The organism is Rhizobium sp. BK251 (genome assembly GCF_004345245.1).
Classification (GTDB): Bacteria; Pseudomonadota; Alphaproteobacteria; order Rhizobiales; family Rhizobiaceae; genus Rhizobium.
This window is the reverse complement of the sequence record NZ_SLUQ01000005.1, coordinates 387,804-401,328: the sequence shown is the minus strand read 5'-3', so window position 1 is coordinate 401,328 and position 13,525 is coordinate 387,804. Positions and strand designations below refer to the sequence as shown.

Here is a 13,525-nt window from a genome sequence, read left to right as displayed (position 1 = left end):
CAAAGATCGGAGTTGAGTCGTGCCGCGCGGAAGAAAGCCCAAAGACAGTAACGCCGTCACCAAAAGCGCTAAGCCCGGCCCTTCTATTGCCGCGACGCTTTTTGCAGCTGCCGACAAGCTCCGTGGCAATATGGATGCTGCCGAGTATAAACATGTTGCACTCGGGCTGATTTTTCTAAAGTACATCTCGGATAGATTCGATGCACGCATCGAGGAGGTCAGAGCGAACCCGGAGGAAGCCTTTCTCCTTGACGATCCAGACGCAGCACGCGACCTCATCATCGGTGCCGACATTTTCTTCGTGCCCGAACGCGCGCGCTGGACCTTCCTAAAGGAGAACGCCACCAGTACCAAACCGACCATCGGCGAGCTGATCGATCAGGCCATGATCGCCATCGAGGCAGAGAACCCCACTCTCAAGGGCGTGCTGACCAAGAATTACGCCCGGCAGGAGCTAGATCAGACCAAGTTGGGCGAGGTGCTGAAGCTGTTCTCCGACATCCAGTTCGAGGATGCGCATCATGGGCAGGACGTTTTGGGCCGCGTTTATGAGTATTTCCTCGGCGAGTTCGCCAAGCTGGAGGGTAAGCGCGGTGGGCAGTACTACACCGCTGGAAGTGTGGTGAAGCTCCTGGTCGCTATGCTGGAACCCTTTAAAGGCCGCGTCTATGACCCATGCTGTGGGTCCGGAGGCATGTTCGTGCAGTCCGAACGCTTCGTCGAGGAGCACGCAGGCAAGCACGTCGACCCAAAAAAGGCGCGCGACCAGATCGCGGTGTATGGACAGGAGTCAAACGCCACCACGTGGCGGCTCGCCAAGATGAACCTCGCTATCCGGGGTATAGAAGCGAACCTGGGCTCTAAGTGGGCGGACACCTTCCACGAAGATATGCACAAGGGCCTCATGGCGAAATACGTGCTCGCCAACCCTCCATTCAATGACAGTGATTGGGGCGGCGAAAAGCTCAAGGGCGACGCCCGTTGGCGCTATGGCGTGCCGCCGGCAGGCAACGCCAATTTCGCGTGGTTGCAGCACATCATCTACCACCTCGCGCCCGATGGATACGCAGGCGTGGTATTGGCAAACGGCTCGCTCTCCAGCCAACAGTCGGGCGAGGGTGATATTCGGCGGGCTCTGATCGAAGGTATTGCAGTCAGCGAAGCAGGGAAGCAAGTCCACTACCCCGGTCTCGTCGATTGCATCGTTGCACTGCCAGGGCAGCTCTTCTCCACCACACAGATACCGGTCTGCCTGTGGTTCCTTACCCGCGATAAATCCAATGGCCTTTCGCGCGATAAGAAGTTGCGCGACCGGACGAATGAAATCCTGTTCATCGATGCACGCAATCTCGGCACCATGGTTTCCCGCACCATGAAAGAGCTGACCGACGACGACATCGTCAAGGTGGCCGACACCTACCATGCGTGGCGCGAAGCGGGCGAGAGCTATGAAGACGTGTCTGGCTTTGCCAAGTCCGCGACGCTCCAAGAAGTGGCGGAACAGGGTTTCGTGCTCACCCCGGGGCGTTACGTCGGCACTGAGGCCGCGGATGAGGACGAGGAGGGCTTGGACGCCAAGATGACCCGGTTGAGCAATGAGCTTATTGAACAGCAGTTGATGGCTGCAACACTGGATAACGCCATCATGGCCGACCTAAGGAAGCTTGGCTATGGTAAGCAGTGACGTTCGTAGAGTGGTCGGCGATTACGTTACTCTCGTTCGTGGTACGACCTATAAGGGCGCTCTAGTGGGCAAATCGGGTCCAGCTTTGCTTGGGCTTGGATCAATAGTGCCAGGCGGTGGCTTCCGAACCGACTTCCAAACCTATGGAGGCGACTGCCCTCCAGAACTCACCCTAATTCCCGGCGACCTCTACGTATCCCTCAAGGGAGCAACAAAGGACGGGAAGATGATCGGATCAATAGCGAGGGTACCATCTTTCGTTACGTCTGGCCGTATCACTCAAGACACCGTGAAATTGGTTTTCCGGGATGATCCGGCACCAGAAGATATCAGTTACATCCACTGGGTGCTCCGCACGCCACAATATCGCGCCTATTGTGCTGGGCATGCCATGGGAAGTGCGGTTGTCGCACTGAGCCGCAGCGACTTTCTCAAGTATCCGATTCCGCCAGCTTCGTCTGCGACACGAGTAGCAGTGTCCCTACTCGACTCAATTGATAATAAGATTGAGCTCAACCGCCGCATAGCTGCGACGCTTGAGGAGATGGGGCGGACGCTGTTCAAGAACTGGTTCATCGATTTCAATCCCGTCCGCGCCAAGGCCGAGGGACGCCCTTCGGGGCTGCCCGAAGTCACTGCCGCCCTATTCCCCGATAGGCTGGGTGAGGATGGTTTGCCAGAAGGGTGGAGTGCGACAGCAGACAGCATTGGGCTAAATATCCGACAACAAATACTCCCCACCGAGGTCGAGCCAGAAACGCCTTACGTTGGCCTTGAACACGTGGAGAGACGCAAGCTGGCTCTTGAAACAGTGGGGCGCGCCGAGGACGTTGAAAGCCACAAAGCCGTCTTCAAACGCCGCGACCTTTTATTTGGCAAACTCAGACCGTACTTCCATAAAGTCGCCATTGCCCCGGTCGATGGCATCTGCTCGACGGACATACTGGTATTCAGGCCCCAAGACGGTATCCCTCCAGCATATCTTTATTTTGCTTTCTCCGCAGATGGATTCGTAGCAAAAGCGTCGGGCGCACAAGAAGGTACAAGAATGCCACGCGCTGACTGGGGGTTCATGCGAAAGCAACCAATGGCGCGGCCAACCCCTCGTGTGCTGGCTGAGTTCGACAATGTCGTAGGACCCTTGATTGAGCGGATACTCGTCGCCATTGAGCAAATAAGGACGCTGACCTCAATTCGTGACACGCTGCTGCTGAATCTCATTTCCGGCGAACTTCGCGTTAAGAATCCAAGGAACGCGGTGGAGGCAGCCTGATGCGATATACGCTCCAAATGCTCCGCGAACTTATGGAAATCCATCCTGACCGAGCCGAGTCACTGCGTATTCATGTCGAGGCGTTGGAGCGGAGCATCGAAATTCAACCTGCCTTCTGCCTGCAAAGTGTGCGCACGCTGTTCGAGGCCGCGCATGCGACCATCGGACCGCGTCTTGGTGTCGTTTTTGGGAAAGACGATAATTTCCAACAGCGAACACGGGCGCTACTTAACGCTATGGACTTCTCCGTAGCGGATCACCCGGATACCGCTAAAATAAATGATACGATCACGAAATTGCTCGGCAGCATCAACGGCGCGGCACTGGCACTCGCTGAACTGAGCAACATTCCCAATATGCGGCACGGCGGGTCGCTCGATTGGGGCACCTTGCAGCGTCAACACGCCTTAATGCTAGGCGGTCTGTGCGACAGCCTGGTTGCTTTCCTCTTCAATGTCGCGTGGAGCCGGTCCACGGATGAAGACGCGGCAGACAATCAGCAAGACTACGACGACTATGAGGCGTTCAATGCCTTTCTCGATTCGGAGTGCGATCCGGTCGAGATCGCCAGTGCGATTTTCGACCCCAGCTACGTCCTGTTCCACCTCGATGAGACCGCCTACGACGCGGCGCGGATTGACTGGGAGGCTGAGAGCACGGTCGATGTTGCTAGCGACAGCGAGGCTGCGGCATGAGGCGAGCGTCGCGCATGCGCGCCCACTGGGTAACCTGCACCCGCACGTTCGGACGCGGCGTCTTTGTCTCGGTGAGTTGGAAGGACTGTAGCGATCTCTATCGAGTGGTACCTGCTTGATGACGATGCGGTGAGGTAGCAATGAGCGACACGTATTCTACTCCTCCCGGTAGTCCACGGATGGAACTCGCCGAGGAAGCCGTCGAATTGGCGGCGCTTTCCTGGTTTGAGTTGCTTGGGTGGCGGAGCGTGCCGGGTGACTATCTCGCACCGAATGGGCCCATTGGTGCGCGGGCCGATTATCGCGAGGCGATCCTTGAGCCTGAATTGCGCAGCGCAATCGCCTCGATGAATCCTGAGGCTACGGCCGAGATGGTCGATTCGGCCGTGCTCAAGATCAAAGCATCGCCGACCCAGGATGTCGTCGAGAACAACAGGCTTTTTCACGCGTTCCTCGTCACTGGTGTGCCTGTCGAGGTGAATGAGAAAGGTACCACACGTACCATTGGCATCAGGGTCATCGATCAGGAAAATCCATTATCCAACCGACTGCTAGTGTCCAACCAGTTCATCGTGAAGGGAGAAAAGGGCAACGTCCGCGCAGATATAGCGGTTTTCGTAAATGGCCTGCCGGTGGCAGTTTTGGAATTGAAAAGCCCCTCCGATGCTTCAGCAACGTTGGACAAGGCTCACAGCCAGCTGTCTACATACAAAACCAAAACTCCCGAGCTGATGCGCACCAACCAAGTGTTGGTGATTAGTGACGGTAGCAACGCACGCATCGGTTCAATAACGGCGCAGTTGGATCGCTTTGCTCCGTGGCGGACTGTCGACGGCGCAGACCTAGATGACACGGGACGCTCGGAGCTCGAGGTTCTCATTCGTGGCGTATTCGCGCCCGAACGGTTTCTCGACCTGATCACGGACTTCATTGCCTTCGAGATCAAGGACGGTACCGTCAAGTCCAAGAAACTTGCCGCCTACCATCAATTTCATGCTGTCAAGAAGGCATTGGCCTCGACCCTCGCCGCTGCACAGTCCGGAAGCCGAAAGGGTGGGGTAGTCTGGCATACACAAGGGTCCGGCAAGTCACTGACCATGCTGTTCTTCGTACGCCAACTCCAGCTTGCCAAAGGTCTGAGAAACCCGACCATCGTCTTGGTGACTGACCGTAACGACCTCGACGACCAGCTTTTCGGCACCTTCGCGAATCACGGCTCGGCACTACGTGGTACCCCTCGGCAGGCAGGGACGTCCGAAGAGATGCGCAGCCTCCTTTCGGTTGATATCGGCGGATTGGTTTTCACGACGATACAACGCTTCAGAGGGGAGGATGGCTCGCATCCGCTGCTAACGGACCGTACCAACGTTATCGTCATTGCCGACGAGGCCCACCGCACACAGTATGGCTTCAAGAAGCGTTACGTGGAGCGAGACGGAGGCGTAAAGGAGGCCGTAGGTTTCGCCGATTATCTTCGGCAAGCCCTCCCTGGCGCAACAGTCGTCGGCTTTACCGGAACACCCATCGAAGAGCGGGATCGCGACACCTACGGCACTTTCGGGGATGTCATTGACACCTACGATATGACGCAGGCGGTTTTAGACAAGGCCACCGTACCCATTCACTACTCGGCTCGTCTCGCCCGTCTGCACCTCGCCCTTGATACCGAAGAGCGGGCCCAGCTTGATGCGCTCGCCGAAGAACTCGCAGAAGGGGATGATGCCGCGGTTGAACGTATCAAAGGCAAGCTCGCTCGGTTTGAAGAGATTGTCGGTGCGCCTGATCGGGTCGCTCAGATTGCCGCCGACATCGTTGAGCACTTCGATGCACGACGCGAAGCTATGGCTGGCGGCAAAGGTATGATTGTCACGGTCAGCCGTCGGGTCGCCGTGATGCTCTACGATGAAGTTGCCAAACTACGACCGACATGGGTCACAGCGGACGTTGGTGATGACAAATCTGGTCTCTTGAAGGTTGTCATCACTGGGAACCGTGCGGACGACCCTCAGCCCCTGCAGCCGCACCTGCGCACCAAATCTCGCCTGGAGGCGCTGGCGAATCGGTTCAAGGACCCGTCGTCTGGTTTCGATCTCGTCATCGTACGCGACATGTGGCTCACTGGATTCGATGCTCCTTCTTTGCACACACTTTATATCGACAAGCCTATGCGCGGTCATGGCCTCATGCAGGCGATCGCGCGGGTAAATAGAGTGTGGGGCGACAAACCCGGCGGACTGGTCGTCGACTACCTTGGGATTGGTACCGAGCTGAGGGCCGCCTTGGAGAGATACACTCAAGGTGATCGCGACCAGGTGCGCATGGACCCTGACGAAGCTGCCCGTCAGACCCTAACGCTTCTTGAGAGCGCTCTAGCACTGCTCGACGGCACCGAATGGAAGAACTTCTTCACATCGCCTCCGACAGGTCGTCTTACGATCCTAAAACAATGCCTTGAACAGCTTTTGGAAACGGGCCGACGTGATGCTTTCATTGAGACTGGCTATAAGCTGGAAGTCGCCTATGCGATCAGCGCGGGCGATGATCGAGTCAAGCAGCATGCGCACGAGATAGCAATGGTAGCGGCGCTGCGGGCTAATCTCGCGAAATACACTACGGGCAAAGGCCGGAGCCGCTCGACAGTTGAACGGGATATCCGCCAGTTGCTTTCGAAAGCCGTCATGGCAGATGGCATCCTCGACGTATTTACATCTGCGGGCCTTGATCAGCCAGACCTTTCCATCTTCTCCGATGAATTCCTCGCCGAAGTGCGCAGCACGAGTCAGAAGAATTTGGCTGTCGAGACGTTACGCCGGTTGTTGGCCGACGAGATCAGTGTTCATACGCGAACCAACATCGTACAGGCTCAGAAATTGAGCGAGCGATTGGACGAGACGCTTCGCAAATATCATAACCGCGCCGTCGACAGTGTGCAGGTCATCGAGGAGTTGATTGCACTCGCCAAGGAGATAAGAGCCAGTGGTGCGCGGGCGGCGGAGCTAGGTCTGACGAAAGAGGAAGTCGCCTTCTACGAGGCGCTCGCCGAGAATGGGTCTGCCCGCGAAATCATGGCCCATGAGACATTACGCACCTTGGCGAGATTGCTCGTACAGACAATCCGAGACTCGGCAACCGTGGACTGGACACGCAAAGAGGGTGTGAGGGCCAAGATGCGTATTGAGGTGCGCAAAATGCTTGCCCGATATGGTTATCCGCCGGACCTGCAAAAGGCCGCTGTGGACTTGATTGTCCGGCAGGCAGAAGCTATCGCTGCCGATTGGGGTTGAATAATGCGTACAGCCAATCGGTCAGCGTAAGAGTCTTCCCAAGATTTTCCTGATCCGATCTCGGTGAAAGGCACAGTCGCTGCTCTGAACGACAGCGCCGACGCCGCGACAACCAAGGTCATCGCCTTGTTGAGAATGATGGCCTCCGAGGTATCTTCAAATGCCAATCATTGTGACGCGTAGTCGCGATCATCTCCCGCCAAATTTCTGCGTGAATTAATGTAGCACAACGTTAGAAGATTGTGGCCTCCGGCGGCAGCGACCTCGAGCGCGCGCTTTGCGCTTTCCTGCCCCTTGATGTCGGCGAGATCAGGCAGGTTTGCCGGGTTTGAACGGATTGCCGGTTCGGGCCGGGAGAGCACCTGCGTGCCGCGAAAGTGATTGGCGAGCGCGATCAGGCTGCGCGGCGCCAGGATATCGACATCAGCGCCCGCCCAGGCCGCCTCCGCCCCGCTTTCGGCCGGGCATATCAGGCCCTTTCCGAGCGCATTGGCGCCGATCGCCGCCGGAAGCGCTCCCGCGACCGCCGCAATCGTGCCGTCGAGGTTAAGTTCGCCGATCACCACATAACTGGCAAGCGCATCGGCCGGTACCGCCCCGAGTGCCGCCATCAGACCGAGAGCGATAGGAAGATCGAAATGCGAGCCTTCTTTCGGCAGATCAGCCGGCGCCAGATTGACCGTCACGCGTTTCGGCGGAAGAGCAAGCCCCGAGGCATGCAGGGCGGCCTGGACCCGCTCCCGGCTCTCGGCCACCGCCTTGTCCGGCAGTCCGACGATCTGCATTCCCACCTTGCCCGGGGCGACCATGACCTGGACATCCACCGGTACTCCCTCGATGCCCTGAAACGCCACCGTGCTGATGCGCGCGACCATTCCTGCCCCCAGCCTCTGCAACCCTTTACGCCCCACCTTGCCCCGGGAGCGGGTTATGAATTGCAATCTGGCATAGAAAAAAGAATAAAACAAGAACGCTTTGTGAACAAATTCGCGTCCTCGCTGCATCCAGGTTGCAGCGGGTTGTGGGCGCGGAACAAAACGTCCGGAGTCGAGCTGGCGCTACGCGCGCTTGCGCTCGATTGCGTCCCAGAGCAGGCTTGCAATATCGACGCCGCCGAACTTCCTGACCTCGCGGATGCCGGTCGGCGACGTGACGTTGATTTCGGTCATGTAGTCGCCGATGACGTCGATGCCGACGAGCAGGAAGCCGCGCTCCTTCAAGGCGGGGCCGATGCGCTCGCAGATTTCTTTCTCGCGCGCCGTGAGTTCCGTCGGTTCCGCGCGACCGCCGACATGCATGTTCGAGCGGCTGTCGTGCTCTGCCGGTACGCGATTGATCGCGCCCGCGAATTCGCCGTCGACGAGGATGATGCGCTTGTCGCCCTTGCGCACGTCGGGCAGATATTGCTGCGCGATGAAGGGCTCGCGGAAGAGCTGGCCGAACATTTCGAGCAGCGAGGAGAGGTTGCGGTCGTCGCGCGTCGAGTGGAAGACGCCGGCGCCGCCATTTCCGTAGAGCGGCTTCAGGATGATGTCGCCCATCTCGTCGCGGAAGCGGCGGATCTCGGCGGCATCCTTGGTGATCAGCGTCTTCGGCATCAGGTCGGAGAACTCGGTGACGAAAATCTTCTCGGGCGAGTTGCGCACCCAGGCCGGATCGTTGACGACCAGCGTCTTGGGGTGGATGCGCTCGAGAAGATGCGTCGAGGTGATATAGGCCATGTCGAAGGGCGGGTCCTGACGCAACAGGATCACGTCCATCGTCGAGAGATCCACGCGCTCGGGCGCGCCCAGCTCGAAATGGTCGCCCTTGACGTCGCGCAGCACCATCGGCTCGACGGCGGCGAAGAGGTTGCCATCGCGGAAGCTCAGACGCTCGGGCGTGTAGTGGAAAAGCTTGTAGCCGCGGGCCTGCGCCTCGAGGCTCATGGCGAAGGTGGAATCGCCCGCAATGTTGATGCCGGCTACATGGTCCATCTGGACCGCTACGTTTTTGATCTTCGCCATCTTCATGTCCTTGCCTGAGTGCCGCACAGATTTAGGCTGCGCGGCATTCAAACGCAACGGTCAACAGGGCGCATCAGCCATGCGGGACGTACGCTTCAGGCAGCGATGCCAGACGTCGCACCGCCCCTCAACAGGTTGCGCAGGCGATAGGCAAGTGCCAACGGCTTGGGGAAGGGCTTGCGGCAGAAGGCGACCTTCTTGACATAGTGGTCGACGCGCCATGTCGCCCAGGTACCGCCCGAGAAATAAGCGACGTCGCCCTTCGCGAGCGTACGCTCGGTGCCGTCCTCGGCGGTTACATGAACCTCGCCTTCGAGGATGATCACCGTTTCGTCCCAGCCGAAGTGCCAGCGGAACTCGCCCGCCGTGCAATCCCAGACGGCGGTGACTGCCGCATCGTCGTCGCCGCGGGAGTGCTCTGCCAGACGAGCCTGTGGCTGACCGCTCAATACCCATGACGGCTCGATAGGCGCCGGCTTCAGCATCATGCTGCCGCTCGCACCCGCCACGAAGGTTTTCCCCTGAGACGAGGCCGCCACGAGCGGAACGGTGCGCGCGGCCATAGCCACCGCGCTTGCAAGCATCAACTTCCAGGCCATGAAACCCCCTTCATGCCGTTTCGCGTCCGCTTCAGCTGACACGAAAGGGGTAACCGTCCGGTTCAATTGATCGCTTGCATTTTAGCGATCCCGAAATCAGCAGGGATTGTCAGCCAAAACCTTCGATCGTGCAGACGAGGAGATCGTGATCGGAGAGTGGTTTGCCCTCGGTCGTCAGTGACGGCACGAGATGGCTTTCGGTGACGATCAGGCCGCGCGACAGGAACCAATCCAGCTTCTGGGCACGTTCCGGGTTGCGGCTGATCAGGCTCGGGCGCGTACTCATCTCATCGAGCGGACCGCCATGGCGGGTAAAGCCACGGGCCGTCGCCATAGCAAACAGGCCTTCGGCCTCGAAATCGCCGCCCGTCTGGTTACCGGTGTTGAGATCCCCTGCAATGAGGACCGGCAGCCCCGGCGCGAAGGCATCGAGCGCATCGATGAGCGCCGACGTCTGCCGCTCGCGATAGGGGCCGTCCGCCGCGCTTTCGAGATGAACGGAAACCGCGAGGAAGGGCCCCGCTTCCGTCTCGATCCGGGCGCCGATGGCGCAACGCTCGCCTATGCGCGGCTGTGCCGGGTCGTTGAGGAACCAGTGCGCGGTTCCCGGAAGGCGCAGCATGAAGGGCTCGCCAAGCGGCACGGATGCGAGGAGCGCATTACCGTGGAAGCCCTTGGCGTTGAAATCGTCCTCGCAGAATGAATGCTCGATCTCGGAGCCAAGGCCGAGCTCCAGAAACTCGACCCCATAGGCGTAGCTCATGCCGAGCAAGGCAGCGAGCTCCGCTGTCGGGTCACCCTGCCTGGTGCGGGCCATGCCCTCGTCCATCTCGGACAGCAGCACGAGGGGCGCACCCGTCGCGCGCAGCTTCTCCGCCGATTCCTGCGGAAACAGGCAGCGCTCCAGATTCCAGGTCGCGGCGGTAAACGGAAAGGCGAGCGCGGAGTTGCCTGCCGGCTTGCCGCCGGCTCGAACCGCATTCATGCAGGCAAGCGAGGCGATTGTCTGTTCGTGCACGGCAACGGTCTTTTCGAGCGCGACAAAGCCTCGTCTCTCCTCCGCTGAGGGCACGACGAAGGCGTCGACAATTGTACGGATCACTGCACTGCCTCGTGGTTCAACGCCATGGATGCGGTAGTGGCCGACGCACCGCCGCCGATGCGCTTGCCGGTATCATGGGCGAAGAAATGCAGCTTCTCGGCCGGAACGACGAGACGAATCTCGTTACCGACCTGGGCTTCGACCGGGACGACCGCGGTCAAGGGCTGATCGCCCAGCGTGCCGTGAACGAGGCGCTGCGAACCGAGCTCTTCGATATATTCGACAGCAAGCGGCATTGCATATTCCTCGCGGCCGGCGAGCCGCAGGTCTTCGGCGCGGATGCCGACCGTGACTGGGCCGGAGGCCGGGGCGTTGCCGCGCAGATCGACAAGACTCGGGCCGAGCGCCAGCTTGTCGCCATGCAGTTCGCCCTTGAGGAGGTTCATTGCGGGCGAGCCGATGAAGCTCGCGACAAATGTAGAGGCCGGCGTGTGATAGACGTCGAGCGGGGCGCCGATCTGCTCGATCTTGCCGCCGTTCAGCACAACGAGGCGGTCGGCGAGCGTCATCGCTTCCAGCTGATCGTGCGTGACATAGATGGAAGTCGTTCCGAGGCGTCGCTGCAGGCGCTTGATCTCGCCGCGCATCGAGACGCGCAGCTTCGCGTCCAGATTGGACAGCGGCTCGTCGAAAAGGAAGACGGCCGGCTTGCGGACGATGGCGCGGCCCATGGCAACGCGCTGGCGCTGGCCGCCCGAAAGCGCCTTCGGCTTGCGCTGCAGGTAGGGCTCGAGCTGCAGCATGCGCGCTGCCTCTGCCACACGGGTCTCGATCTCCGCCTTCGGCGTCTTGCGGTTCCGGAGGCCGTAGGCGAGGTTGTCGTAGACCGACATATGCGGATAGAGCGCATAGTTCTGGAAGACCATTGCGATATCGCGGTCGGCCGGCTCCACGTTGTTGACGACGCGGCTGCCGATCTTCACCTCACCCTCCGAGATTGTCTCGAGGCCGGCGAGCATCCGCAGCAGCGTGGACTTGCCGCAACCGGAGGGACCGACGAGGACGATGAACTCGCCATCGGCAATGTTGATGTTCACGTCGGAAACGGCCCGCACGCCGCCGGAATAGATCTTGCCGACGCCTTCGACATCGATTGAAGCCATTGTCATTTCTCCGTTTCGACCAGGCCTTTGACGAAGAGGCGCTGCATTACGATGATGATGAGGACGGGCGGCAGGGCTGCAAGGATGACGCCTGCCATGACCAGGTTCCACTGCGTGTTGCCGTCGAGCACGGCGGCGAGCCGCTTGATGCCCATGACGACCGTGTAGTATCCCGGATCGGTGGTGATCAGCAGCGGCCAGAGATACTGGTTCCATCCATAGATGAAGAGGATGATGAAGAGGGCCGCGATATTGGTGCGCGAAAGCGGCAGCAGGATATCGCGGAAGAACTTCATCGCGCCGGCGCCATCGACGCGGGCGGCTTCCATCAGTTCCTCGGGGATCGTCAGGAAGAACTGGCGGAAAAGGAACGTCGCGGTCGCGGACGCAATCAGCGGAATGACGAGGCCCGGATAGGAATTCAGCATGCCGAGGTCGGCGACGACCTTGTAGGTCGGCAGGATGCGCACTTCGACCGGCAGCATCAATGTCAGGAAGATGACCCAGAACGCTGTCATGCGCAGCGGAAAGCGGAAATAGACGATCGCGAAGGCCGAGGTGATCGAGATCGCGATCTTGCCGACGGCGATCAGGACCGCCATCAGCAGGCTGTTTACCATCATCAACGCAAAGGGCGGCGCACCTGCAACGGAATTGCCGGCGCTGAGCAGCTGGCCGAAATTGCTCACCATCTGATCGCCGGGCAGGAGCGGCACGAGGCCGGTCATGAAATCGGTCGGGCCATGCGTCGCCGCGATGAAGGCGAGATAGACCGGGAAAACGACGGTGACAACCCCGAGAATGAGGATGACATGCGTCAGGATATTGAGAAGGGGGCGGTTTTCGACCATCGGGCGAGCCTCAATACTGCACTTTTTTCTCGATCCAGCGGAACTGGACGATGGTCAAGACGATGACGATCAGCATCAAGATCACCGATTGCGCCGCCGATGGGCCAAGGTTCAGACCGACGAAGCCGTCGGCATAGACCTTGTAGACGAGGGTGTTCGTCGACTGTGACGGACCACCCGACGTAGTCGCGTCGACGATCGGGAACGTGTCGAAAAGCGCGTAGGTGACGTTGATGACGGCAAGGAAGAAGGTCGTCGGCGAAAGCAGCGGGAAGACGACGGTCCAGAAGCGCTTGATCGGTCCCGCGCCATCGATTGCGGCCGCTTCGGTCACCGAATGCGGGATCGACTGGAGACCCGCCACGAAGAACAGGAAGTTATAGGAAATCTGCTTCCAGGCCGAGGCGACGACGATCAGGATCATTGCGTCGCTACCGTTCAGGCGGTGGTTCCAGTCGTAGCCGAAATGGCGCAGAACGTAGGGAAGGATGCCGATGCTGGGGTTGAACAGGAACCACCAGAGGAGGCCCGCTGCCGCCGGTGCTACGGCGTAGGGCCAGACCAAGAGCGTCGTGTAGATGCGCCCCGTGCGCAGCACGCGGTTGACGCAGACCGCAAAGAGCAGCGAAAGCCCCATGGAGAGCACGGTGACGCTGATCGAGAAGATGGCCGTCACGACAAGCGAATTGAGGTAGTCGGCGCTGCCGAGCAGCCTCGTATAGTTGGCGAACCAGACGAAGGTCGTCTTCATGCCGAACGGGTCTTCGCGCAGGAATGACTGCCAGACCGCCTGTGCGGCGGGCCAGATAAAGAAGATGAGGGTGATCGCGAGCTGCGGCGCAAGAAGGAAATAGGGCAGGACGCGGTTGGAAAAGATAGTGCGCTTTGTCTGCATGGCTCGCTCAAACGGAATTGCCCTCCCCTGTTC

Annotated in this window: 10 protein-coding genes and 1 pseudogene; 4 read left to right on the top strand and 7 right to left on the bottom strand. The window is 59.6% G+C overall.

The features are described from left to right. Positions 1–19 precede the first annotated feature (19 nt). The 4 genes from EV286_RS14765 (at position 20) to EV286_RS14750 (ending at position 6,936) form a co-directional block, all read left to right on the top strand. Positions 20–1,684, top strand: a complete 1,665-nt coding sequence (locus EV286_RS14765) for a class I SAM-dependent DNA methyltransferase (RefSeq protein WP_245500710.1) — start codon at positions 20–22, stop codon at positions 1,682–1,684. Between the two features lie 226 nt (positions 1,685–1,910). Further along, positions 1,911–2,957, top strand: coding sequence for a restriction endonuclease subunit S (locus tag EV286_RS14760; RefSeq protein ID WP_132957890.1), 1,047 nt, complete (start codon positions 1,911–1,913; stop codon positions 2,955–2,957). Beyond that, a complete protein-coding gene (locus EV286_RS14755) occupies positions 2,957–3,652 on the top strand; it encodes an abortive infection family protein (protein ID WP_132957889.1) in 696 nt (231 codons plus the stop codon). The genes EV286_RS14760 and EV286_RS14755 overlap by 1 nt, the downstream gene beginning before the upstream one ends. 179 nt (positions 3,653–3,831) lie before the next feature. Beyond that, positions 3,832–6,936, top strand: coding sequence for a type I restriction endonuclease subunit R (locus EV286_RS14750; protein ID WP_132957888.1), 3,105 nt, complete (start codon positions 3,832–3,834; stop codon positions 6,934–6,936). A 233-nt stretch (positions 6,937–7,169) separates the two neighbouring features. On the opposite strand, the pseudogene EV286_RS14740 reads toward EV286_RS14750, so the two are convergent. From EV286_RS14740 to ugpA, 7 genes and pseudogenes are all read right to left on the bottom strand, one after another. Further along, positions 7,170–7,811: pseudogene (locus tag EV286_RS14740) on the bottom strand (magnesium chelatase domain-containing protein); the annotation flags it as partial. Positions 7,812–7,994: 183 nt separating this feature from the next. Next, a complete protein-coding gene (gene gshB / locus EV286_RS14735) occupies positions 7,995–8,942 on the bottom strand; it encodes a glutathione synthase (RefSeq protein ID WP_132957886.1) in 948 nt (315 codons plus the stop codon). Between the two features lie 95 nt (positions 8,943–9,037). Further along, on the bottom strand, positions 9,038–9,541 hold the full coding sequence (locus EV286_RS14730) for a cupin domain-containing protein (protein ID WP_132957885.1): 504 nt from the start codon (positions 9,539–9,541) through the stop codon (positions 9,038–9,040). A 109-nt stretch (positions 9,542–9,650) separates the two neighbouring features. After that, the gene (locus tag EV286_RS14725; protein ID WP_132957884.1) at positions 9,651–10,643 is read right to left on the bottom strand and encodes an endonuclease; all 993 of its coding nucleotides are present in this window, start codon (positions 10,641–10,643) and stop codon (positions 9,651–9,653) included. Further along, a complete protein-coding gene (locus EV286_RS14720; protein WP_132957883.1) occupies positions 10,640–11,746 on the bottom strand; it encodes a sn-glycerol-3-phosphate import ATP-binding protein UgpC in 1,107 nt (368 codons plus the stop codon). The genes EV286_RS14725 and EV286_RS14720 overlap by 4 nt, the downstream gene beginning before the upstream one ends. Positions 11,747–11,748: 2 nt before the next feature. Then, positions 11,749–12,597 carry a sn-glycerol-3-phosphate ABC transporter permease UgpE gene (ugpE, locus tag EV286_RS14715; protein WP_132957882.1) on the bottom strand — a complete coding sequence of 283 codons (849 nt, stop codon included), beginning with the start codon at positions 12,595–12,597 and terminating at the stop codon, positions 11,749–11,751. Positions 12,598–12,607: 10 nt separating this feature from the next. After that, positions 12,608–13,492, bottom strand: a complete 885-nt coding sequence (gene ugpA / locus EV286_RS14710) for a sn-glycerol-3-phosphate ABC transporter permease UgpA (RefSeq protein WP_132957881.1) — start codon at positions 13,490–13,492, stop codon at positions 12,608–12,610. Positions 13,493–13,525 lie beyond the last annotated feature (33 nt).

Bases quoted from the DNA above. Each gene is read 5' to 3' on its own strand.
- EV286_RS14760 (WP_132957890.1), top strand. From the start codon at position 1,911: ATGATCGGATCAATAGCGAGGGTACCATCTTTCGTTACGTCTGGCCGT.
- gshB (WP_132957886.1), bottom strand. From the start codon at position 8,942: ATGGCGAAGATCAAAAACGTAGCGGTCCAGATGGACCATGTAGCCGGC.
- EV286_RS14750 (WP_132957888.1), top strand. From the start codon at position 3,832: ATGGAACTCGCCGAGGAAGCCGTCGAATTGGCGGCGCTTTCCTGGTTT.
- EV286_RS14730 (WP_132957885.1), bottom strand. From the start codon at position 9,541: ATGGCCTGGAAGTTGATGCTTGCAAGCGCGGTGGCTATGGCCGCGCGC.
- EV286_RS14755 (WP_132957889.1), top strand. From the start codon at position 2,957: ATGCGATATACGCTCCAAATGCTCCGCGAACTTATGGAAATCCATCCT.
- EV286_RS14720 (WP_132957883.1), bottom strand. From the start codon at position 11,746: ATGGCTTCAATCGATGTCGAAGGCGTCGGCAAGATCTATTCCGGCGGC.
- ugpA (WP_132957881.1), bottom strand. From the start codon at position 13,492: ATGCAGACAAAGCGCACTATCTTTTCCAACCGCGTCCTGCCCTATTTC.
- ugpE (WP_132957882.1), bottom strand. From the start codon at position 12,597: ATGGTCGAAAACCGCCCCCTTCTCAATATCCTGACGCATGTCATCCTC.